This is a genomic window from Agromyces sp. NPDC055658, assembly GCF_053618155.1.
Map to the genome: position 1 here is coordinate 100,372 of NZ_JBSHHD010000006.1, position 22,487 is coordinate 122,858.

Consider the following 22,487-nt stretch of genomic DNA (forward strand, 5'->3'; position numbering starts at 1 on the left):
CGTTGCCGTCGGCGTCGACCCAGCGGCGGTCGGCCTCGCGGGCGGTGTTCGTCGATCGGGCGTCGGTTCGGTCGGTCATGGCTGGCTCCTCACGTCGGCAGCGAGCATTGCCCGGATGCCTCGCCTCGGGCTGTGCGACCGCTACGCCTCTGCCATGAGTGCGCGCACCGCCCGCTCGAGGAGGGGTCGCGCGTCGAGCACCGGGTCGACGGTGAGCCGGTGCAGGACCAGTCCGTCGCCGAGCGCCATGACGGTCTTCGTCGCGGTCGCCGGGTGCGGCATGCCGAAGCCGACCAGGAAGGCTTCCGTCCAGCGTTCGAACTCGAGTCGCTGCCGGCGCAGCGGGGCGCCGAGCTCAGGGTCGCTGCCGAGCTCGAGCCACAGCGAGTACCGCGCTCGGGTTCTCGCGGCGAGCGGTCCGGTCTGCAGGTCGAAGATCTGGCAGAGCCCCTCGACGAACTCGTCGGGGCTGCGGGGGGCCGGCGCGCCGGAGGAGTCGAAGTCGGCGCGCTCCTGCTCGGCGAGGTGGTCGACGCAGCCGGCGAGGAGCGACCTGCGGGTGCGGAACCAGTTCGAGGTGCTGCCGGCGGGCAGCCCGGCGGCCGCATCGACCCTGGCGTGGGTGAGCGCGCGCACCCCCTCGGTGCCGAGCAGCTCGATCGCCGCATCGAGGGCACGATCTCGGGTCGTGGGCATGTACACCTCGCTCGTTCGGGTCTACTATGAACATAGTCCTACTACGAACGTAGTAGCGCCGCGACGAAGGAGTCGTCATGGACGAGCACGCACGCCACACGCTCGAGGCCCGAGCACCCACCTGGTCGCCGCCGCTGCCCGACGCGCCCGGCTTCGAGCATCTGGTCGTCGAGACGCCCGGACTGCGCAGCCACGTGGCGACGATCGGCGAGGGCGAACCCGTCGTGCTGCTGCACGGATTCCCCGAACACTGGTGGATGTGGCGGGAGGTCGCGCCACGGCTCGCCACCGCCGGCTTTCGGGCCGTCTGCCCCGACCTGCGCGGCACGGGCTGGACCGAGGCGGTCGACCCGCGCATCGGGCCCGAGACGTACCTCGACGACCTGATCGCCCTCCTCGACGCGCTCGCCCTCGAACGATCGCGGTTCCTCGCCCACGACATGGGCGCGATCCCGGCCGCTCAGCTCGCGTACCGGCATCCCGAGCGCGTTCGCTCCCTCGTGCAGCTCTCGGTGCCGCCGTTCTTCATGGGGTTCAGCCCGAAGCTCGCGCCGGGGTTCCGGCACATGCCGCGGCTCCTCGCGCACCGCCCGGGCCGCTCGCTCGACTGGCTCTACGACGAGGGCCACATCGCGCACCCGCCGTCGGCTGCGACGGTCGCGGCGCACCTGGCGCCCGCGTCGCGCCCCGAGGTCGACGGCGCCGTCCGCCGGATCTTCGGCGGCATGGCGATACCGATGTCGCTGCGGTTCGCACGCGGCGAGTACCGCCGACAGCGGCTGCACCCCCCGACGCTCGTCGTGTTCGGCCGCCTCGACCACCCCTGGGACGAGTCGCTCATCAGGCGACTGTGCCGCGACGCCGACCGGTACGCCGACGACTTCGGGCTCGCGTTCGTCGACGACGCCGCGCACTTCATCGTCGACGATGCGCCCGACGCGGTCGCCGAGCTCGCGCTCGACCACTTCGGGCGCACGACCGAGCCGTCCCCACGCACCGAGTAGCCGGAGGTCATCATGGACGCATCCGTTCCCCGCACCGTCCCCGCCGACGCGTCGACCTGGTCGCCGCCGTTGCCTGCGGCGACCGGCTTCGACCACTTCGTCGTCGAGACGCCCGGCCTGCGCAGCCATGTCGCCGCGATCGGCGAGGGCGAGCCGGTCGTGCTGCTGCACGGATTCCCGCAGCACTGGTGGCAGTGGCGCGAGATCGCACCGCGGCTCGCCGAGCACGGGTACCGGGCGATCTGCCCCGACCTCCGCGGCGCGGGTTGGACGGCGGCCGACGACCCGCGCATCCGGCGCGAGACGCGACTGCACGACCTCGTCGCCCTGCTCGACGTGCTCGAGCTCGACCGGGTGCGGCTCGTCTGCCACGACATGGGTGCGATCACGGGAGCGCAGTTCGCCTATGCCCACCCCGAGCGCGTCGCCTCGATGGTGATGCTCTCGGTGCCGCCGACGTTCATGTCGTTCAGCCCGAAGCTGATGAGCGGGCTCGATCACCTGCCGCCGCTCAGCCTGCACCGACGCGGCCGCTCGCTCGCCTGGCTCTTCACCGACGAGTACGCGGCGCAGGGCTTCGCGCCCGAGACGGTGGAGTCGTACCTCTCACCGACGCGCCGACCCGAGATCGACGGCGCGATCGGCAGGCTGTACCGCGGCATGATCCTGCCCGAGGCGGGCCGGATCTTCCGCGGGGCCTACAAGAAGCAGCGCCTGCATGCCCCGACGCTGATCGTGTTCGGCCGCCACGACGAGCCGTTCACCGAAGACCTCGTGCGGCGGATCTCGGGCGATCCGGCCCGGTTCGCCGACCGCCTCGAGTTCGCCTTCGTCGACGGCGCCGCGCACTTCATCACCGACGACGCCTCCGACGCCGTCTCGGCGCTCGCACTCGACTGGTTCGAGCGCGCGGGGTGAGCACTACATGGCCGTCGTGCCGTCGCTCATCACCGGCGTGATGAGCCCGAACAGGTTGCCGTCGGGGTCGTGGAGGTAGGCGCCGCGGCCGACGCCCTCCATGTCCTCGGGCGGCAGCGCCTCGGTCCCGCCGAGTTCGATGCCTCGCGCGAAGAGGGCATCGACGTCATCGACGCCGACCACGATGTTGCAGCCGTTGACCGCGGCACCGGGTTCGGGCGCAGGACCCTGTCGCTGCGTGAGCCCGCCGTTGATGCCGTTGCCCGGCTTGCCCTCGACGTTGCCGATGGCGCCCTCACCGGTGTCGATCACCCAGTAGGGCGTGTCGCCGAACTGCGTGAAGCTCCACCCGAGCAGCTGGGAGTAGAAGTCGACGAGCCGCTGCGGCTCGCTCGCGTGGATCTCGAAGTGCACGACCAGGTTGGCCATCGTCCGTCCCTCCTCGAGCGGCCGGCGGTCGCGGCCGTCACGCGGCACAGGCTACGCCGGGCCCGCGACATCCTCCACCGGGTCGATCGCGGTGCGACGGCGATGGTAGTGCCGGTAGGCCTTGTCGCGATTGCCGCACATCTCCATCGAGCACCAGCGGCGCGCGTGGTTGCGGCTCGTGTCGACGAACAGCCAACCGCAGCTCGGGCACTCCTTCACGCGCGCGAGCCGGTCGCCCGTGAGCTCGTCGACCGCCGACTCGGCGAAGCGGGCGACGAGGGCCTCGACGCCCCAGCGCTCGGGCCAGTCGCGCGAGACGGATGCTCCGTCGACGACGAATCCGTGGGCCTCGAGGCCGCGGGCGTGGGCGGTCGCGATGACGCGCACCGCCGCGGGATCGCCGGTCTCGCCCGCGGCGATCGCGGCGAACACCTCCGTGATCGCGGTGCGGAGCCGGGCGAGCCGCCGATGGCCCTGCTCGTCGATCGTCGCCTCGAGCGGCAGCCCGAGCGAGTCGGCCCACGCTGCGGCGACCGCGGGGTCGGCGAGCCAGTCGGTCTTCTGGTCGCGGCCGGTCACCGAGTTCACGAGTTCGAGCGCGAGGGAGTTCGCGACGTGTTCGAATTCCACTGACCCATTCTCTCACCTGTTCGATGGGATTGACAGGTTACACACTCCAAGCGTAGCCTCACCGCTATGGAGCATTTTACTGGTGAGGTGATCGACGAGGCGACCGACGAGGCGACGAAGCCCGGGCCGTTCGGCTGGCTGTGGGCCGGCGCGGGCGCCGCCAACCTCGGCGACGGGGTCATGCTCACCGCCCTGCCCCTCATCGCGCTCACCGCCGGCGCGTCGCCGGGTGAGATCGCGCTCGTCGCGACGATCGCGACGATCGCGTGGCCGCTCTTCGGGCTGCACGCGGGGTGGATCGTCGACCGGGTCCCGGCACCGCGCCTGCTTGCGACCGTCAACGCGATCCGCGTGATCGCCTTCGCGGGGCTCGCCGTCGTCGTCGTGCTCGACGGGCCCGTCATCGCGGCCGTGCTCGGTGCCGCGTTCGTCTACGGTGTCGCCGAGACCCTCGTCGACACGTCGCTCGTCGCCGCCGTGCCGGCGACCGTGCCCGGCAGCGCCCTGACGAGCGCGAACGCCCGCCTCGAGGCGACCGTGAACGTCGCGAACCAGCTCGTCGGCCCACCGCTCGCGGGATGGCTCGTCGGCATCTCGTCGGCGCTGTCCGCCGCGACGGGCAGCGGCCTGTACGCGCTCGCGGGCCTCGCCGCCGTCGGGCTCGCCGCGGGATGGCGTCGGTCACGGTCCGGTGTCGCGACGACGGCGGGCGGCGGCGCACCTTCCGCCCGGGCCGGCCGGGTGCGCGACGGCATCCTCTTCCTGTGGCGGCATCCGCTGCAGCGCTCGCTGACGCTGCTCACCGCGGCGATGAACCTCGTGTGGGGCATGTGGCTCGCGCTCTTCGTCGTGCACGCCGTCGCACCAGGGCCGCTCGGCCTCTCCCCCGCCGCGTACGGCTGGCTGCTCACGGCGATGGCCGCGGGCGGCATCGGCGCGTCGCTCGTGACGAGCGCGCTGCAACGCACGTTCGGCAGTGGCGTGCTGCTCTTCGTCGACTGCCTCGGCACGATCGCCCTCGTCGCCCCGTCGGCGTTCGGCGCGCCGTTGTGGGCCGTCGCCGCCGGCGTCGTCGTCGCAGGGGCGGGCTCGAGCATCTGGCGCATCGTCGTCTCGGTCATCCGGCAGCGGACGACGCCCGCCGGGCTCATCGGCCGGGTGTACGCCGCGTCGCGCGTCATCAGCTGGGGCGCGCTGCCCCTCGGCTCGGCGATCGCCGGCCTCGGCGCGGCCTCGTTCGGCGTCGAGTCGGTCTTCACGGCCGCGACCGTCGTCGCGGTCGTGGCCGCGGCCGGCTACGTCGTCGTCTGGCGACGTCGTCTGGCCGGGGCGCCCGGGCCGGTGGGCGAGCAGCACTGAGCGCCGGTCGTGCGCGGTGCGGGTGCCCGCCGTCGCGGCACGGCGGGCACCCGGTCGGGGGCGGGCCGATCAGCCGACGGAGACGCTCTCGCCCCGGACGGGCACGCGGAGGCGATCGGCGAGCCCCGCTCGTGCGAACGCACGCGCGAGCTCGTCGACGCCCTCGGTGAAGTGACCCCAGCCCTCGGCGTGCACGGGCACGATCAGCGCATCGCCGAGCGCGATCGCCGCCGCGATCGCCGTGCCCGAGTTGAGCGTGATGTCGACGTCGCCGAACGCGCCGACGTTCGCCCCGCCCGCGAACAGGATCGCGACCTCGATCGGCCCGACCCGCTCGGCGACCTCGCGCACCACGTCGACCGAGGCGTTGTCGCCCGAGACGTACACGACCGGCTCGCCCGGAGCCCGCAGCACGAACCCGGTCACGACGCCCGTCACGGCCTCGGCGCCCTCCGGGCCGTGCAGCGCCGGAACACCGGTCACCTCGACGTCGCCGACCTGCACGGTCTGCCAGTTCTCGAGCCCCGTCACGCCTGGGATGCGCTCGGCCGCGCCGGGCGTCGAGAACACCTTCGGCACCCGGGCGAGCAGGTCGCGCCCGGCGTGGTCGAGGTTGTCGGCGTGCTCGTCGTGCGAGAGCAGCACGACATCGATGCGGCCGAGCTCGTCGGGCGAGAGCGCCGGACCGGTGAGCTTGTGCAGGTCGACGCGGCCCGGGTACACGCCCGGCTCGTCGAAGGTGGGGTCGGTGAGGAAGGTCAGGCCCGCGTACTCGAACGCGAGCGTCGGGCCGCCGACCAGACGGACGGACAGGGCGGTGGCGGCGGTGGTCGTGGACGTGGAGGTTTCGGTCATGTTCCGATGCTCGCGGCTCGAACACTGTCGAGCCAGTGGCCCGCAGGCGATGCTGCGATAAGATCGGGCCAACATGGATGCCTCGCCCCTGCCCCGCGTGGTCGTGCTCGCGTTCGACGGAATGAGCCCGTTCCACCTCTCGGTGCCCACGCTCGTGCTCGGGGCGGCGGGCCTCGACGGCGCCGAAGCGCTCTACCGGGTGACGGTCTGCGCCGAGCGGCCCGGTTCGCTCACGACCGGAGCCGGCTTCTCGATCGCGGTCGACGCGGGGCTCGAGGCGTTCGACGACGCGGATACGATCGTGATCCCGAGCTGGTCCGTCGATCGCGAGCCGTCCGGGCGGCTGCTCGAGTCGATCCGCACGGCCCACGCTCGCGGCGTGCGCATCGTCGGACTCTGCCTCGGCGCGTTCGTCGTCGCCGCCTCCGGCATCGCCGACGGCCGTGAGGTCACGACGCACTGGGCGCTCGCCGACCGCCTCGCCGACGAGCATCCCGGCGTCGTCGTCCGCCGCGACATCCTCTGGTCGGACCTCGGCGACGTCGTCACCTCCGCGGGCGTCGCCGCCGCGCTCGACTGCTGCCTGCACCTCGTTCGCGCCGACCACGGCAGCGCCGCGGCCACCCGGTACGCCCGGTCGCTCGTGCTCGCACCGCATCGCAGCGGCTCACAGGCGCAGTACATCCCGGTGCCGATCGCCGATCCCGCGGGCGACGATCCCATCGAGGTGGCGATGGCATGGGCCAGGGCGCGCGTGGCCGACCCGATCGACCTCGACTCGTGGGCCAGGGCGGTGCACCTCTCCCGGCGCACCTTCACCAGGCGGTTCCGCGATCGAACGGCGACGAGTCCGCAGCAGTGGCTGCTCGAGCAGCGCATCGACCATGCGAGGTCGATGCTCGAGAGCGACGACGTCCCGGTCGAGCTCGTCGCCGCGAGATCGGGCTTCGGCAGCGCCGTCACGCTGCGTCACCACTTCCAGCGCCGGCTCGGCGTGAGCCCCGCGGCGCATCGCGCGCTCTTCCGAGGGCGGACGACAGCTTCTCGGCCGACGTCGGCGGCGGCATCCCCGGCGGAGCTGTAGGAACTCTCGCGCGGCACGCCGATCATCCGGGACCCGGCACGGGCGTGCCGCGCGCGAGTTCCTACAGCTCGGCCGGCGGAGGCCGAGGCATCCGTGACCGGGATGCCCCGGCCCGGGCGGCGGCCCGGTGACGCTGCCGTTGCGGCATCCCGCCCGGGGGTTCCATCCCCGGCCGAAGGCGCGAATGATGGGGAGCGGTGCGGAGCACGCCCGCGAACCGCACCGACGACGAGCCGAGGCGGCCGTACCGCCCGGCATGCGAAGGAGCGAATCATGGGCATCATCGCCGCCGACCTGTTCGTCACGCTCGACGGGGTGTACCAGGCCCCGGGCGGCCCCGACGAAGACGAGGAGCACGGGTTTCCGTACGGCGGATGGCAGGCGCCGTACCTCGACGACGAGAACGGTGCCGACATCATGGCCGGCATCGACCGGCTCGACGCGCTGCTGCTCGGACGCAAGACCTACGACATCTTCGCGGCGTACTGGCCGCACCAGACGGGTCCGATCGCCGAGAAGTTCGACGCGGTGCCGAAGTTCGTCGTCTCGCGCACGCTCCGCGACCCGGAGTGGGAGGGCACGACCGTGCTCGGCGACGCCGCACGCGACCTGCCCGCCGTGAAGGAGCGGTTCACGGAGATCCACACGATCGGCAGCGGCGACCTGCTGCAGACCCTCCTCGACGAGGACCTCGTCGACCGGTTGAACCTGTTCGTCTACCCGGTCGCGTTCGGCACCGGCAAGCGGGTCTTCCGCGACGGGGTGAAGCCGGCGGCGTTCACCCTCGCCGAGCCCGCGCGCACGTACCGCAGCGGCGCGATCGGCCTCGCGTACGACCGGGCCGGAGTCCCGGTGACGGGGATCAGGGTCGACGGGTGAACGTCTGAGCGGGAGGACCGACGACGTGGCGACGCGCGACGAGGGCTTCGCACTCCTCGAAGAGCTCGCGCCGGCATTGCTCGCCGAGCCCGACGTGGGCTTCGGCCGCATGTTCGGCTCGGAGGGCCTGTCGGTGCGCGGCAAGTTCTTCGCGTTCGTGTCGTCGCAGGGCGACCTCGTCGTGAAGCTCGATGCCGACCGCATCGAGGAGTCCGGCCTCGACAACATGGTGATGCGCGGGCGACCGATGCGGGAGTGGGCGGTCGTGCCCGTCGGCGAGGGCGTCGATCGGTGGCGCGAGGTCGCGCGTGAGGCGTACGAGTTCGTCGACTCGATCACGCCGCGCTGAGACGGCTCAACCGTTCGGGTACAGCGGCAGCAGCCAGGGAACCATGGTGATCGCCACGATCATCACGACGAGGGCGAACGGCGAGCCGATCCGCATGAAGTCCGCGAACCGATAGCGGCCCGGTCCGAGCACGAGCGTGTTCACGGGCGACGACACGGGCGTCATGAACGCGGCCGAGGCTGCCAGCATGACGACCATCGCGAACGGGTACGGCGAGGCCCCGAGCTTCTCGGCGGTGGCGATCGCCACGGGCCCCATGAGCACCGCCGTGGCGGTGTTCGACACGAACAGCCCGATCACCGCGGTCGTGGCGAACAGGCCCGCGAGCAGCACGACGGGACTCCCCTCGCCGAGGAGGCCGGTCAGGGCGTCGACCGCGAGGTCGATGCCGCCCGTGCGTTCGAGGGCGAGCGCGAAGGGCAGCATGCCCACGATCAGCAACAGCGTCGGCCAGTGGATCGACCGGTAGGCGCTCGGCATGTCGATGCAGCCGAACGCGCCCATCATGAGGCACGCGATGAGCGCGGCGATCACGTTCGGCACGATGCCCGTGACCATGAGCACGACCATGACGACGACGCTGAGCAGCGCGTACGGCGCGCGGTTCGCCGCGGGCGACTGCTCGCGCACCTCGGCGGGAAGCTCGAGTGCGACGAAGTCCGTGCTGCGGGCGGTGAGCCGCTTGACGTCGTCCCAGGCCCCGACGACGAGCAGGGTGTCGCCCAGTCGTACGCGTTCGGCGGCGAGCGAGCCCGGCAACGCCTCGGTGCCGCGACGCAGGCCGATCACGTCGATCCGGTACAGCTCGCGGGTGCGCAGTTCGCCGACGGTCCGGCCCAGCGCGGCCGAATTCGGCGGCGGCATCACCTCGCCGAGGCCCACTTCGCGGGATCGCTCGGCGAGGAACCCCTCGTCGACCGGGAGGACGCGCAGGTGCAGGCGGCGCAGGTCCTCGGCGAGGTCGTCGCGAGGTGCGAAGACGTCGACGAGCAGCACGTCGCCCCTGACGACCGGTGACGACAGTCCGGTCGCCGTGACGCGGAGCGTGCGCTGCAGCCACCGACGGCGCTCCACGGCGATGACGCGCATGCCGTGCCGGTGCAGGTCGATCTCGGTGGGACTCCGCCCGATGAGCGGCGACCCGCGCCCGACCTGCACTCGCCGATCGCGGTCGGCGAGCCGGTAGTCGCGCATGAGGTGACCGTACGTGCGGTCGTCCGCTGCCGAGTCGTCGGCCGTGTCGGCGCCGAGGAACCGGCGGGCGATCAGCAGGTAGCCGATGCCGAGCGCGAGCACCACGAGCCCGAACGGGGTGACCGAGAAGAACCCGAACCCCGCTTCGCCCGCACGCACGAGCTCGGCGTCGATCACGAGGTTCGGCGCGGTGGCGATGAGGGTCAGCATGCCGCTGATGAGCGCGGCGAAGCTCAGCGGCATCATGAGCTGGCGCGGCGAGATGCGCAGTCGCGTGGCGATGCTCAGCACGACCGGGATGAAGATCGCCACGACCCCGGTCGAGCTCATGAAGGCGCCCAGCAGCGCGACGCTCAGCATGAGCAGCACGATGAGCCGGGTACTGCTCGTTCCGGCCCTCGCCGAGAGCCAGTCGCCCAGCCGGTAGGTGAGCCCGGTGCGCGAGAGCCCTTCGCCGATCACGAAGAGCGCGGCGATGAGCACGACGTTGGGGTCGGAGAACCCAGACAGCGTCTCAGGGACCGTCAGCACCCCGGTGAGCGGAAGGGCGACGAGGAGACCCACCGCGACGACGTCCATGCGCGGACGGTTGATCGCGAACATCACGATCGACGCGACGAGCAGGGTGAGCACAACCAGCAGTTGCCAGTTCACGCTGCCACAGTATCGGCCGGGCGACCGGCCGTCACCCGCGCAGCAGCCCCCGCAGGGTCTGGATCGTGTCGGCATCGGCCGGCCGCTTGTCGTCGCGATAGCCCTTGACGCGCGCGAAGCGCAGGGCGATGCCGCCGGGGTAGCGGCTCGACCGCTGCACGCCGTCGATCGCGATCTCGACGACGGTGACCGGCTCGACCCAGACCGTGTGCGGGGTGCGCCGCACCTCGATCTCTTGGAAGCGCTCGGTCTGCCAACGCAGCAGCTCGTCGGTGAGGCCCTTGAACGTCTTGCCGACCATGACGTAGCCGCCGGGCTCGCCGAACTCGCCATCGGGATCGAGTGCGCCGAGGTGCAGGTTGGAGAGCCAGCCCGTGCGGCGCCCCGAACCCCACTCGCACGCGAGCACGACGAGGTCGTACGTGTGCACCGGCTTGACCTTGACCCAGCTCGACCCGCGCCGCCCGGCGGCATACGTCGAGCCGATCGCCTTGACGACGACCCCCTCCTGCCCCGCTGCGAGCGCCTCGGCCGAGACCCGCTCGGCCGTCTCGGCGTCGGCGGTCACCTCTCCGGGGATGCGGTGCGCGGGCGCGATGCGCTCGAGCTCGGCGAGCCGCGTCGCGAGCGGCTCGTCGAGCAGGTCGCGTCCGTCGACATGCAGCACGTCGAAGAACCAGGGATGCAGCACCGTCTCGCGGGCGCGCTCGGCGCCGAACCGCGACATCGTCTCTTGGAAGGGGCGCGGCGCCCCCTCTTCGTCGAGCGAGAGCGTCTCGCCGTCGAGGATCACGTCGCGCACGGGCAGCGAACGCACCACCTCGACGACCTCGGGCAGCCGGTGCGTGACGTCGGCGAGATTGCGCGTGAAGACCCGCACGTCGTCGCCCTCGCGATGCACCTGGATGCGCGCGCCGTCGAGCTTGTACTCGACGGATGCCTCACCCGTGAGCTCGATCGCGGCGGTCGGCGTCGATGCGGTCGCGGCGAGCATCGGCAGCACGGGCCGACCCACGACGAGCCCGACCGCCTCGAGCTGTTCGACCGTACCGGTGAGCGCGAGCCGCGCGGTCTCGCCGAGGTCGCCCGAGAGCATGGCCGCACGGCGCACGACGTCGCCCGGCCGGTCGGCCGCGCGTGCGATCGCATCGGTGAGCACGCCCTCGAGCGCCCCCGTGCGCATCTCGCCGAGCAGCACGCCGCCGAGGAAGTGCTGCTCGCGGTCGGTCGCGCGCCCGAGCAGGTCGGCCAGTTCGCGAGCACGGTCGCCCGACGAGCCGGCACCGCCCGCCGCGGCGAGCCGGTCGAGCGTCTCGTCGAGCTCGTCGACCGTGAGCGACGGCTCGACTGCCGCCTGCGTGGCATCGACCGCGGCGGCGAGCCCGCGCCAGCCGACGCCGACCCGACCCTGTCGCGGCTTGCCGACGAGGAAGCCCACGGCGGGCGCGATCTCGTCGGGTTCGAGTCGGCGCAGCAGTTCGGCGAGCGCGTCGACCTTCGCGAGGCGCGACCGGGTCGACGCGACGGCGTCGGCGGTGGTGACGAGCTCTTGGAGCAGCACGCGCCCAGTCTCGCACCCGCCGCCGACATGCGATCCGTGGTCGAGTGGGCGCGCAGGGGCGTATCGAGACCACGAGCCCTCGCCGACGGTGGCCTCGATACGCGCTTCGCGCTCCTCGACCGGCCGGGAACGTACCCTTGGAGCATGACCACCGTGCTCGCCGCCGACGACTGGCGTGCCCGCGCCGGGGCGCACGCCGAGCGGGCCGACGCCCTCACGACCGGTCATCGCGCCCGCGCGGCGGCGCGCGAGAAGCACCCCATCGAGGACTTCCTCTTCACGTACTACTCGTACTCGCCGAGCCTGCTGCGCCGCTGGCATCCCGGCCCCGGCCTCGAGCTCGACGGCGCCGCAGGCACGCCTCGCGCCGAGTGGCGCTGGTACGGCGCCGGCCGCTCCCCCGGATCGCTCGTCGTCGACCGTGACGCGATGCAGGCGGAGAAGGGACCGATGCTCGCGACCGTCGAGCGCATGCTGCGGCTCACGGCGTCACGCCAGGGCGCGTTCGGATGCTTCGGGCTGCACGAGTGGGCGATGGTGTACCGCCAGCGCGAGCACCGCCACCCCGTGCCGCTGCGGCTCGGCCAGGCCGCGACCGACGAGGTCGTCGAAGCGCACGAGCTGCGCTGCACCCACATCGACGCCTACCGGTTCTTCACGGCCGACGCGGTGCCGCGCAACCGCTTCGAGCCGACCCGCGAGACGCAGCCGAGGCTCGAACAGCCCGGCTGCCTGCACGCCAACATGGACGTCTACAAGTGGGCCGTGAAGCTCGGTCCGCTCGTGCCCGGCGAGCTGCTGCTCGACGCGTTCGAGCTGGCCAGGGACATCCGCTATCTCGACATGCAGGCGTCGCCCTACGACATGGAGCCGTGGGGCGGCGAGCCCGTGCGCATCGAGACGCCCGACGGCAAGGCCGAGTACGTGCGTCGGCAGCGCGGGTTCGCCGAGCGGGCGAACGGGCTCCGGCGCAGCATCCTCGATGCCGCGTTCGCAAGGTCGACGCCGGCGACGGCCGGCACGTCGACGAGATCGCGCTGAATCGGGCTGAATCGGGCTGAATCGGGCTGAATCTGGCTGGGCGGGAGATCCACTTCCGTGGAGGCGTCCACAAGTCCACAAATCCACACCCGAGGCGTCCATGAATCCACAAATCCACGCCCGAGGCGTCCGCACATCCACAAATCCACACAGCCGCCGGCGCGATTCCCCGCCGGATCCGCTGAGCGCGGCGAGCGGTGCGCCGTCGCGACGATGCGCGCGAGCGCGACGGCCCACCAGATCGCGAGGCGTCGGTACGGACGGCCTCGGTGGCGACCGGCCTGAGAGCGCTCAGGGCACCTGGTAGCCGGCGGCGCGGAAGAGCTCGTACCACTCAGGGCGCGTGAGCGGCACGGCCGAGCCCGCCGCCGCGTCGGCGACGCGCGACGGGTTGGTCGTGCCGAGCACGACCTGCATGTTCGCGGGGTGCCGGGTGATCCACGCGGTCGCGATCGCGATCGGCGCCACGTCGTACTTCTCGGCGAGCCGGTCGATGGCCGAGTTGAGCTCGGGGTAGTCGGCCGACCCGAGGAACACGCCGCTGAAGAACCCCGCCTGCAGTGGAGACCACGCCTGGATCGTGATGCCGTTCATCCGGCAGTAGTCGACGATGCCGCCGTCGAGCATCGTCGACTGCCAGAACCCCTGCATGTTCGCCGAGATGCCCTGCGCGATGATCGGCGCGTGCGTGATCGACAGCTGCAGCTGGTTGGCGACGATCGGCTGCCGCACCGAGCGGCGCAGCAGTTCGAGCTGGCTCGGCGTGTGGTTCGAGACCCCGAAGGCGCGCACCTTCCCTGACGCCTCGAGCTCGTCGAACGCCCGGGCGACCTCGTCGGGCTCGACCAGGGCGTCGGGGCGGTGCAGCAGCAGGATGTCGAGGTAGTCGGTCTGCAGCGCCTCGAGCGACCCCTCGACCGACTCGATGATGTGCTCGTACGAGAAGTCGAAGTACGGGCCGTCCTTCACGATGCCGCACTTCGTCTGCAGGGTGACCTGCTCGCGCTCGGCGGGCGTCAGCTGCATCGCCTCGGCGAAGCGGCGCTCGCAGGCGTGCAGCGTCTCGCCGTAGATGTCGGCATGGTCGAAGAAGTCGATGCCCGCGTCGCGGGCCGTGCCGATGAGGGTGCGCACCTCGTCGTCGCCGAGCTGCTCGATGCGCATGAGTCCGAGCACGACGTTGGGAGCCGCGATGCCGGCGAGATCGATGGTCTTCACTGGTGCAGGCTATCGGTCGGCCACCCACTCGTCGAACGTCCGGGTCGCACGCACGGCGCCCGGACCGGGCAACGTGACGCCGGATCGCATCGCGGCGAACTGCTTGCCGGGCAGTGACACGGCCAGCACCGGTCCCTTCAGGCCCTGGGCTCTGGCGAGCTTGCGGATCATCTCCTCGAGCCGCTCCTCGCGCGGGCCGGCGAGGTCGGCGACGTGCCCGGCGGGGCCGGCCTCAGCGAGCGCGACGAGTCGCTCGCCGACCTCGCGCGCCGCGACCGGCGCGGTGCGCACCTTCGGCGCCAGGTGGACGCCCGCGAACGACATGCCCTCGAGCATCTGCCCGGCGAACTCGTGGAACTGCATCGCGCGCTGGATGGTCCAGGGCACGTCGCCCTGCTCGACGACGCGCTCCTGGGCGAGCTTCGCCGCGTAGTACCCGTACGGCGCACGGTCGATGCCAACGATCGAGAGCAGCACGTGGTGGGGCACGCCGGCCGCGGCCTCTGCGGCGAGCAGGTTCCGCGACCCCGTCGTGAAGAACGCCTCGGCCTTCTTCGCGTCGAGCGTCGTCACGTTGCTCGTGTCGACGACCGCGTCGACGCCCTGCAGCGCCCGGGCGAGTCCCTCGCCCGAGATCACGTCGACCCCGGCCGAGCGGGTGAGCACCACGACCTCGTGCCCGCGTTCGCGGGCGACGTCGACGACGTGGCGTCCGACGGTTCCGGTTCCCCCGGCAACGGCGATCTTCATGATGGGCTCCTCTGCATTCGGGCCGCGGATGCGGCGGCGGGCGGGGCATCCGTTCGCCCCTTCACCATCTCGACGACGCAGCCCGCCGGAATGCAAGGTGCCGGGCGCGTCGCCGCGTGCGAGGCTGGGGGCATGCCCGATGCGCCCATCGCTCCCACCGACGCGCGCGACGAGGCGCTCGACGCCGAGCGGCCCGCCCTCGTCGGCCTCGCCTACCGCATGCTCGGCACGGTGGCCGACGCCGAGGACGCGGTGCAGGAGGGCTTCGCCCGCTGGTACCGGATGCCTCCCGCAGACCGCGACTCGGTCGACCGGCCCGGCGCGTGGCTGATGCGCACGGTGGGCCGCATCTGCCTCGACCAGCTCGGCTCGGCACGTCGGCGACACGAGCACTACGTCGGCGAGTGGCTCCCGGAGCCGTTGCCGACCGCCGACGCCGCACGGTTCGCGGTGCGGGCCGCCGACGACCCGCTCGATCGCGCGATGCTCGACGAGTCGGTCTCGACGGCGCTGCTCGTCGTGCTCGAGTCGCTCACCCCCGCCGAGCGGGTCGCGTTCGTGCTGCACGAGGTGTTCGCGATGCCGTTCGCCGAGATCGCGGAGGTCGTCGGACGCACGTCCGCGGCCTGCCGGCAGCTCGCCGCCTCCGCCCGCCGGCACGTGCGCGAGCGACGAGCGGGCGTCGTCAGCCGCGAGCGCCACGACGAGGTCGTGCGCGCGTTCGTCGCCGCAGCGGGCACGGGGCGGCTCGAGTCGCTGCTGTCGCTGCTCGACCCCGACGTCGTGCTCCACTCCGACGGGGGCGGATTCGTCTCGGCGACGCGACGCCCCGTGCTCGGCCCCGACCGCGTGGCCCGATTCATCGCCGGCACCCTCACCCAGCGCGGTCCGGCGCTCGAGTGGTCGCTGCACGAGACGGCCGACGGGCTCACGCTCGCCTTCGGCGAGGACGGGATCGTCGATACCGTCGCCGTCATCGAGGTGCGCGGCGACGCGATCACCAACGCCTGGGTCATGCGCAACCCCGAGAAGCTCGGGCGGTGGAACGCGCCGGCGTGAACACGCCACCCGTATCCTGAGCCGATGGAGCTCGACTTCAGCGGTGCGCTGTGGTTCTGGCGCGGTCCCGCCCCGTGGCACTTCGTGACGGTGCCCGACGCAGCGTGCGACGACCTCGCGGCGATCGCGCCGTTCGTGAGCTACGGCTGGGGCATGGTGCCGGCGACCGTGCGCATCGGCGACAGCGAGTGGCCGACCGCGCTGTGGCCGAAGGACGGCGGCTACATCGTGCCCGTGAAGGCGTGGGTGCGCAGCGCCGAGTCGCTCGAGGTGGGCGACGTCGTCGACGTGCGACTCAGGGTCGGAACGCCCTGAGCCGCACCGCGACGACTCACGCGTCGGCGGGGGCCGTGACCGGCGCCCAGGCGAAGCCGTCGGGGTCGGTGTACGCGCCGTCGCCGCTCGCGATCACGAGGCGGTGCGAGCCAGAGCCCTCCTCGGGCACGCCCGCGTCCTTCGCGAGCGCGCGGCGCTTGTAGAGGCCGAGGCCGATCGGGCTGCGGGGCGTGTCGAAGTCGACGTAGCTGCCGAAGCTCTTGCCGACGGCGAAGCCGTGCTCGGCGTAGAAGCGCTTGCTCGCCGGGACGTCGTCGACGCCGAGCAGCAGGACGAGCCGATCGAAGTCGCGGCCGACGGGAACCGTGTCCTTCTTCGCCGAGGTCGCGAACTTCCAGATCGCGCCGTCGGGCGCCTGCACCGATGCGCCGACGCCCCAGAGCGACTTGGCGACGGGCTTCAGCACCGTGGCGCCGGCGGCGACGGCGGCGTCGAAGAGGGCCTGCACGTTGCCGGGCTGCGCGACGACGAGCGACAGCGTGTAGCCGCGGAAGCCCGTCGACGGCTCAGTGGCGAGCCGTGTGCGCACCCGTCCGTCGAGGCCGAGGGCGTCGGTGTAGAAGCGGTCGGCGGCGGTGGGGTCGTCGACGTCGAGGGTGATGGATTCGATGGTTGACATGTCGATCACGCTACGAGCGAGGCCCGCCCCGACGCTTCTCGAATCCTGACCGATGTGCGCCGACGTGCTCTGGCAACGCAAACATGTTTACGTTGACATTGCGGCTGGCACCCCCATAGCATTGCGACCGCCAGGCGTCGCCGCGAGTGCAGCCCGACAGCGTGACGACGCGGAGAAGCGAACAGGGAGGTTCGAATGCATCGTCGCATCGCGACACTCGCAGTGGCCGCGGTCACCGCGGCGCTCGCCGTCTCGGCCATCGTCCCCGCGCATGCGGCGACCGAGTCGACGCCGATCGCACAGGTCACCGGGCCGCAGCTCGCGGCGTCGTGGACGCCGCCGCTGAGCACGAGGGGCCGGTACATCGTCGACGCCGACGGCGACCGATTCAAGCTCGAGTCCGCCAACTGGGACGGCGCACAGGGCCATTGGAACGGCAGCGGTGACAAGAACGACCCGGCCAACCACAACAGCGGCATGAGCTACGACATCCCCATGGGGCTCGACCGCGTGCCGATGGCGACGCTGATGAGCGACTTCCACGGACTCGGGCTCAACAGCATCCGGCTGTCGTACTCGAACGAGATGCTCGGAATGACCACCCCAGTGCCCGACGTCGCCGTGGCGGCGAACCCCTCGCTGAAGGGCAAGACCCCGCTGCAGGTCTTCGACGCGGTGGTCGACGCCCTCACGGCCGACGGCTTCGCGGTGATCCTCAACAACCACACCACGACGTCGCGCTGGTGCTGCGGCGCCGACGACGGCAACTCGAAGTGGTACAGCAGCCAGACCACGGAGAAGTGGATCAGCGACTGGGTGATGCTGACCGAGCGCTACGAGGACAACCCGCGCGTCGTCGGCATGGACCTCCGCAACGAGGTCCGCCGCGACGTCTGGAACGACCCGAACTGGGGCATGGGCGACGGCAACGATCTCTACCAGGCGTTCCAGAAGGCCGGCGTCGCCATCCAGCAGGCGAACCCCGACGTGCTCGTCATCATGGAGGGCATCAACTGGCAGGGCATCCCGCTCGACGGCTTCTTCCACGACCGGCCGCACCTCAAGCCCGTCGCGAACCTCTCGAACGCGCTCCCCTACCCCGACAAGCTCGTCTACGCGGCGCACATCTACGCCTACACGGGGCCGAAGCACACGGGTGCGACGGGGCTCGGCGAGACCCACGACCCCCGCTACCGCGACCTCACCCAGAGCGAGCTCGTGGCCGAGGTGAACCGGGCCGCCGCGTACGTCAATACGGCGGGCCAGCATTACACCGCCCCCGTGTGGTTCAGCGAGTTCGGCATCGGCCACGCCGCCGACACCGGCGCGCTCGACAAGGCCTGGTGGGTGAACTTCACCGACATCCTGATCGCGAACGACAGCGACTTCGCGGCGTGGCCGCTCGTGACGCAGGCCGATGCCGCCGGGAACTTCGCCGACGGCTACTCGCTGCTCGCCTACAAGCCCGACGGCACGAAGCTCAGCATCGCCGACGACTGGCGATACCCGCAGTGGGTGAAGCTCGTGAACGCGAACGGCAAGACCGGCCCCGTGGCCTCCGCGCCGCGCTGGAACATGATCGGCAGCGGCAGCTTCGTCGACAGTCAGTCGTCGCTGCGCATGCTGCAGGCGGGCGACTGGTCGCCGGGCCAGTGGAAGGGCACCTGCCCCGACAGCCAGCGCCTGCAGGGCATCGCGCGGAGCACCAACCGGGGCCTCTGCACCGACATCGGCGGCATCGCCACTTCGAACCCGCGCGTGCAGAGCGGCGAGGGCAACATCACGAACGACTGGGCCCCGGGGTACAGCAAGCTGCAGTGCAACCCGGGCGAGGTCGCCGTCGGCTACAGCCTCGGCACCGGCACCGGTACGAAGGCCGCGATGTGGAAGCTCGCCTGCGCGACGAGCACCACGGCGCTGCCGGCGAGCCAGGGCCGCCTGATCTGGTTCGACCAGGGCGACAACCGCCCGGCGGGCGGCGGCTCGACCGCCAGCGACTGGGCGCCCGGCAACTACAAGGGCCAGTGCAAGGACACCGAGTACATCGCGGGCGTTGCCTTCACCTACAACTGGAACCACGGCGGCGTGCCCGACGCGCTGCTCTGCAAGCCGCTGACCTGATCGGCGGACGACGAACGGGGCCGGGTCGCGATCGCGACCCGGCCCCTTCATTCCGCCCCGGCTGCTCGGCCGGCGTCCACGCGTGCCCGGTGAGACCAGCGGGCCGTTCCCGGCATCGAGAGCGAATCGGCCGCCGACGCTTGACGCGAGACTTCGCGATCGCCTAGGTTCGACTCCAACTTAGTTTACTAAGTCAACAAAGTCACCAGCGCGAAGCCCTCCAGCGGCGACGCGTTCACAACTTTCACACTCCTCGGATTCGTCGCCGGTGACGAGTCACCGCGACGGATCAGAGGCAACACCGACCCACACCCTGGGTCGAGGAGGCTGGATGATGCGCCCGATAGCAGGCCGCAAAATGATGCTCGGAACGGTGCTGATGTCAGCGTTGACGCTGTCATTGCTTTCCCCCTGGGTTGCGAACGCGGAGCCGTCCGCAACGCGGCCGTGCAAGTACGACCTGTATCCCAAGGTCCACAGCTGCACCTCTGGGCCGAGAAGCATGGCGATTCCGGAACAGACGACGATCAATCTCGTCGTCGACGATGGCGTCGGCCCCAACACCGCCGCCAAAGCGGAGGCACTGTTCGAGACGCGTGGCTTCGCGGTGACGACGGCGAGCCCGGACTCATCGCGGCGCGACATCGACGTTCTGGTGGGTATCGACGACGACGAGGGCGCCGATGACGCCTACCTCGACGGGACGTACGACCCGGCTCGTTCAATTGCCAACGACGACGGCTACGTACTCGAGATCAATGCCGCCGATCGGGTCGTCGCCATCGAGGGCAGGGACAACGACGCTGCGTTCTACGGCGTGACCACCCTCGATCAGATCCTCAGCCAGGCGGGCGTGGTCCTCCGCGACACACTGATCGAGGACTACGCGGACGTCAAGTTCCGGGGATTCATCGAGGGCTTCTATGGAACCCCCTGGTCGCACGAGAATCGGAAGGACCTCATGGTCTTCGGTGGCGATCACAAGATGAACTCCTACCTCTACGGACCGAAGAATGATCCCTACCACGCCGCCCGCTGGCGAGAGCCGTATCCCGCCGAGAAGCTTGCTGAACTGAAGGAGTTGGTCGACACGGGACGTGAAACCAACGTGCAGTTCGTCTGGGCGGCACACGTCGGCGGCAAGATCGACCTCGGCTCCGATGCGGATGTCCGAGCCCTCGAGGACAAGTTCGATCAGCTCTACGAAATCGGAGTCCGACAGTTCGCGATCTTCTTCGATGACGCCGCGACGAACAACGATCAGTTGGTGAACTTCATCACCCGCATCGATCGCGAGTACATCAAGCCCAAGGGCGACGTCCGCCCCATCATCTTCTGCCCGCAGTACTACCGAAAAGACGGCGGCAGTCCAGCGACGATCAACTACCTGAAGAGCATCAGCCGTTTCCCGAAGGATGTGGAGATCATGTGGACCGGCGACAACGTGGTGTCGCCGGTCTCGCAGAGCGCCATCGACTGGGTGACGCAATACATCGACCGGCCCGTCTACATGTGGTGGAACTACCCGGTCAACGATCTCGGGCGCGCCGGATATGTCCATATGGGACCGTCGAAGGGCCTGCACGCGGGCGTGGAGAACGTCTCCGGCTTCGCCGCGAACCCGATGAATCAGGCCCAGGCATCGAAGGTCTCCCTCTTCAGCGTCGCGGACTACACGTGGAACACCGACGATTACAATGCAGACCTGAGTTGGCAGGCCTCGTTCGCCCGCATCATCCCGGACGATGCGACGGCGGCCCGGGCGTTGCGGATCTTCTCGGCCCATGCCTCAGCCGGCCTGAATCCGTTCGACACCCCGGAGTCCGCCTATCTGCTGCCGGAGCTGGCCTCCTTCAAACAACTGCTCGCTGCCGACGGTGAGGTCGACGAATCAGGCGCGACCCTGATCCGATCCTTCGACGAGATCAGTAGCGCGATCGACACGCTCGAGGCGTACGACGGATCGAACGGCATCTCCGGAGAAGTGGGGCCTTGGCTCGACGAGCTCAAACGGATCGCGCAAGTGAGCAGGGCCACGGTTCAGGGAATCCTCGACCTGGACGACCTCACTCCGGATGATCCGGCGTCGATCCGAGCTGCGATGACCCTCATCTCGGACCAGCGAGCCGGCCTCAAGGCCGCAGTCTCGTCTTCGCCGAAGGTGATTGCGCAGAAGGAGCTCGTTCCCTTCATCGAGGAGATCCTCTCGCTCGTCGAGATTCGACTCATGAACGCGCTCTCGCTGCCGCCCAAGATGCATGGCTTCGGAAGCACGACCTTGGACTACCCGAAGATGCTGGACGGCGACCTGTCCACAGCGGCCGGATCGGGCGCATTCGTGTCCCGTGGAGCGTACTTCGGTGTGAATCTCGGCAGAACGACGCGCATCGACAACGTGCTCATCAGCATGGACGCCAAGAACTACTACAAGCAGGGCGTGCTCGAGGCATCGATCGACAACGCCACCTGGTTCGAAGTGGCCGGTTTCGACAGCAGTTCGGTCTCCGCTCGGCAACTCGACGTCGAAGCACAGTTCCTGCGCTACCGCGCCACCGACGAGTTCACGGATGAGGTCACCGGCTCGCCCAATCGCGGGTTGTCGGTCAAGGAGTTCCGCGTGAACGTGGAAGACCCTGCCGAGGTCTTCACGAACGTGGCCGGTCTGCAGGGTCGTGCCCTCTCCTTCGAAGGATCGACCGTCGCGCTGCGAGGCTCCGGCGATCTCACCGTGGAGCCGGGAGAGTACTTCGGCTTCCGCTTCAACAAGCTCAAGAACGCGCATTCGCTGAGGATCGACGATGACCTGAGGTTCCTGAGCGCCGAGTTCTCGACCGACGGACGTGCATGGACCGCGATGAACTGGTCGGATCCGCGCATCAACGCAGCGACGTACATTCGCGTGGTGAACACGTCGACGGTCGCGCAGGACATCGCGCTACAGGAGCTCTCCGTTGCACTCGGCGGCTCCATCCGCCCCACGGCGAGCGCGCACAACGTGAGCGTCTACTCCGGAAAGGTCGAGAACATCGTCGACGGCGACCCGGTCACGTCCTTCTGGCTCCGAGGGGCGGGCGGTGACCGGCACTTCGTCTTCGATCTGGGACGCGAAATCCCGGTCTACGACCTGTGGATCAGATCGGAGAAGGACCTCGTGTCTTCGGGCCGCATCGAGTTGAGTTCTGACGGGACGAACTGGCGTGATCCGGTCACGTTCGCCAAGGCCGGGGCCGACAACGTCGTGAAGCTCGGCGGCGAGTCGGCTCGCTACGTGAAGCTGACGGACGGCGTGCAGAGCAACTGGCTCAAGGTGCTGGACGTCGCGGTCAATTCGACTGTCGACGAAGACACCACGGTGCTCACCGGTGATCCGGGCGGCCTCGAGAGGCTGCTCGATCTCGACCTCTTCACCTCCGTCGACGTGGGCGACACGGCCGGCGCATTGACGTACAGCAACGTCAACACGCCCGACGCGACCAACCTCATCCTGGTCAAGGACGAAGAATCGGAGGTCGACCTAAAGGTCAAGCCGGCTGACGGTCAGGAGTGGATCGATGCGGGGACACTGACCGGCGGTTATGTCAATGTCGATCTGAGCAGGTTCGGGGAGATCTCCGAGTTCAAGCTGCAATGGACCTCGGGCTCGGGACTGCGGCTGAACGAGTTGTTCGTCGGGACGCTCGGCTAGGAACGACGAAAGGGGCCGGGTCGCGATCGCGACCCGGCCCCTGCTC

20 protein-coding genes are annotated in these 22,487 nt (G+C 70.3%); 11 read left to right on the top strand and 9 right to left on the bottom strand.

Annotated elements, in window-relative coordinates:
- Window positions 1-141 precede the first annotated feature (141 nt).
- The gene (locus ACWGPE_RS04840; protein ID WP_275506425.1) at window positions 142-696 is read right to left on the bottom strand and encodes a TetR/AcrR family transcriptional regulator; all 555 of its coding nucleotides are present in this window, start codon (window positions 694-696) and stop codon (window positions 142-144) included.
- Between the two features lie 77 nt (window positions 697-773).
- Here ACWGPE_RS04840 and ACWGPE_RS04845 point away from each other — a divergent pair, with 77 nt between their 5' ends.
- Window positions 774-1,700, top strand: a complete 927-nt coding sequence (locus ACWGPE_RS04845) for an alpha/beta fold hydrolase (RefSeq protein WP_452048258.1) — start codon at window positions 774-776, stop codon at window positions 1,698-1,700.
- 12 nt (window positions 1,701-1,712) lie between these two features.
- Window positions 1,713-2,618, top strand: coding sequence for an alpha/beta fold hydrolase (locus ACWGPE_RS04850; RefSeq protein WP_452048259.1), 906 nt, complete (start codon window positions 1,713-1,715; stop codon window positions 2,616-2,618).
- A gap of 3 nt (window positions 2,619-2,621) precedes the next feature.
- On the opposite strand, the gene ACWGPE_RS04855 is transcribed toward ACWGPE_RS04850, so the two are convergent.
- Together ACWGPE_RS04855 and ACWGPE_RS04860 are read right to left on the bottom strand one after the other, a co-directional pair.
- On the bottom strand, window positions 2,622-3,047 hold the full coding sequence (locus tag ACWGPE_RS04855; protein WP_231431845.1) for a VOC family protein: 426 nt from the start codon (window positions 3,045-3,047) through the stop codon (window positions 2,622-2,624).
- A 51-nt stretch (window positions 3,048-3,098) separates the two neighbouring features.
- Window positions 3,099-3,677 (bottom strand): CGNR zinc finger domain-containing protein, encoded by a 579-nt coding sequence (locus tag ACWGPE_RS04860; RefSeq protein ID WP_231431846.1) that lies wholly within the window; start codon window positions 3,675-3,677, stop codon window positions 3,099-3,101.
- Between the two features lie 66 nt (window positions 3,678-3,743).
- Here ACWGPE_RS04860 and ACWGPE_RS04865 point away from each other — a divergent pair, with 66 nt between their 5' ends.
- The gene (locus ACWGPE_RS04865) at window positions 3,744-5,036 is read left to right on the top strand and encodes an MFS transporter (RefSeq protein WP_452048260.1); all 1,293 of its coding nucleotides are present in this window, start codon (window positions 3,744-3,746) and stop codon (window positions 5,034-5,036) included.
- A gap of 69 nt (window positions 5,037-5,105) precedes the next feature.
- Here ACWGPE_RS04865 and ACWGPE_RS04870 read toward each other — a convergent pair whose 3' ends face one another.
- Window positions 5,106-5,891: an MBL fold metallo-hydrolase gene (locus ACWGPE_RS04870; RefSeq protein WP_452048261.1), complete on the bottom strand. Its 786-nt coding sequence runs from the start codon at window positions 5,889-5,891 to the stop codon at window positions 5,106-5,108.
- 73 nt (window positions 5,892-5,964) lie between these two features.
- Here ACWGPE_RS04870 and ACWGPE_RS04875 point away from each other — a divergent pair, with 73 nt between their 5' ends.
- The 3 genes from ACWGPE_RS04875 to ACWGPE_RS04885 all read left to right on the top strand — a co-directional run bounded on the left by ACWGPE_RS04875 (window position 5,965) and on the right by ACWGPE_RS04885 (window position 8,203).
- Complete coding sequence (locus ACWGPE_RS04875) at window positions 5,965-6,975, top strand: GlxA family transcriptional regulator (RefSeq protein WP_452048262.1); 1,011 nt, start codon at window positions 5,965-5,967, stop codon at window positions 6,973-6,975.
- Between the two features lie 273 nt (window positions 6,976-7,248).
- On the top strand, window positions 7,249-7,854 hold the full coding sequence (locus ACWGPE_RS04880; RefSeq protein WP_452048263.1) for a dihydrofolate reductase family protein: 606 nt from the start codon (window positions 7,249-7,251) through the stop codon (window positions 7,852-7,854).
- Between the two features lie 25 nt (window positions 7,855-7,879).
- Complete coding sequence (locus ACWGPE_RS04885) at window positions 7,880-8,203, top strand: TfoX/Sxy family protein (protein ID WP_231431851.1); 324 nt, start codon at window positions 7,880-7,882, stop codon at window positions 8,201-8,203.
- A gap of 6 nt (window positions 8,204-8,209) precedes the next feature.
- On the opposite strand, the gene ACWGPE_RS04890 is transcribed toward ACWGPE_RS04885, so the two are convergent.
- Window positions 8,210-10,051: an SLC13 family permease gene (locus tag ACWGPE_RS04890; RefSeq protein WP_376930356.1), complete on the bottom strand. Its 1,842-nt coding sequence runs from the start codon at window positions 10,049-10,051 to the stop codon at window positions 8,210-8,212.
- A gap of 31 nt (window positions 10,052-10,082) precedes the next feature.
- Complete coding sequence (locus tag ACWGPE_RS04895; protein WP_376930355.1) at window positions 10,083-11,612, bottom strand: ATP-dependent DNA ligase; 1,530 nt, start codon at window positions 11,610-11,612, stop codon at window positions 10,083-10,085.
- 144 nt (window positions 11,613-11,756) lie between these two features.
- Here ACWGPE_RS04895 and ACWGPE_RS04900 point away from each other — a divergent pair, with 144 nt between their 5' ends.
- Window positions 11,757-12,653: a 3-methyladenine DNA glycosylase gene (locus ACWGPE_RS04900; protein ID WP_275506416.1), complete on the top strand. Its 897-nt coding sequence runs from the start codon at window positions 11,757-11,759 to the stop codon at window positions 12,651-12,653.
- Between the two features lie 291 nt (window positions 12,654-12,944).
- On the opposite strand, the gene ACWGPE_RS04905 is transcribed toward ACWGPE_RS04900, so the two are convergent.
- Complete coding sequence (locus ACWGPE_RS04905; RefSeq protein ID WP_275506415.1) at window positions 12,945-13,871, bottom strand: aldo/keto reductase; 927 nt, start codon at window positions 13,869-13,871, stop codon at window positions 12,945-12,947.
- A gap of 9 nt (window positions 13,872-13,880) precedes the next feature.
- Window positions 13,881-14,621, bottom strand: coding sequence for an SDR family oxidoreductase (locus ACWGPE_RS04910; RefSeq protein WP_231431855.1), 741 nt, complete (start codon window positions 14,619-14,621; stop codon window positions 13,881-13,883).
- A 132-nt stretch (window positions 14,622-14,753) separates the two neighbouring features.
- On the opposite strand from ACWGPE_RS04910, the gene sigJ reads away from it, so the two are divergent.
- Window positions 14,754-15,680: an RNA polymerase sigma factor SigJ gene (gene sigJ, locus ACWGPE_RS04915; RefSeq protein ID WP_275506414.1), complete on the top strand. Its 927-nt coding sequence runs from the start codon at window positions 14,754-14,756 to the stop codon at window positions 15,678-15,680.
- A gap of 24 nt (window positions 15,681-15,704) precedes the next feature.
- Window positions 15,705-15,995 carry a DUF1905 domain-containing protein gene (locus ACWGPE_RS04920; protein ID WP_231431857.1) on the top strand — a complete coding sequence of 97 codons (291 nt, stop codon included), beginning with the start codon at window positions 15,705-15,707 and terminating at the stop codon, window positions 15,993-15,995.
- A gap of 16 nt (window positions 15,996-16,011) precedes the next feature.
- Here the strand turns inward: ACWGPE_RS04920 and ACWGPE_RS04925 are convergent, their stop codons facing one another.
- A complete protein-coding gene (locus ACWGPE_RS04925) occupies window positions 16,012-16,635 on the bottom strand; it encodes a VOC family protein (RefSeq protein ID WP_231431858.1) in 624 nt (207 codons plus the stop codon).
- Window positions 16,636-16,830: 195 nt separating this feature from the next.
- Here ACWGPE_RS04925 and ACWGPE_RS04930 point away from each other — a divergent pair, with 195 nt between their 5' ends.
- A complete protein-coding gene (locus tag ACWGPE_RS04930; protein WP_231431859.1) occupies window positions 16,831-18,756 on the top strand; it encodes a glycoside hydrolase family 5 protein in 1,926 nt (641 codons plus the stop codon).
- A 331-nt stretch (window positions 18,757-19,087) separates the two neighbouring features.
- Window positions 19,088-22,441: a beta-N-acetylglucosaminidase domain-containing protein gene (locus ACWGPE_RS04935; RefSeq protein WP_231431860.1), complete on the top strand. Its 3,354-nt coding sequence runs from the start codon at window positions 19,088-19,090 to the stop codon at window positions 22,439-22,441.
- The last annotated feature ends 46 nt before the right edge of the window (window positions 22,442-22,487 follow it).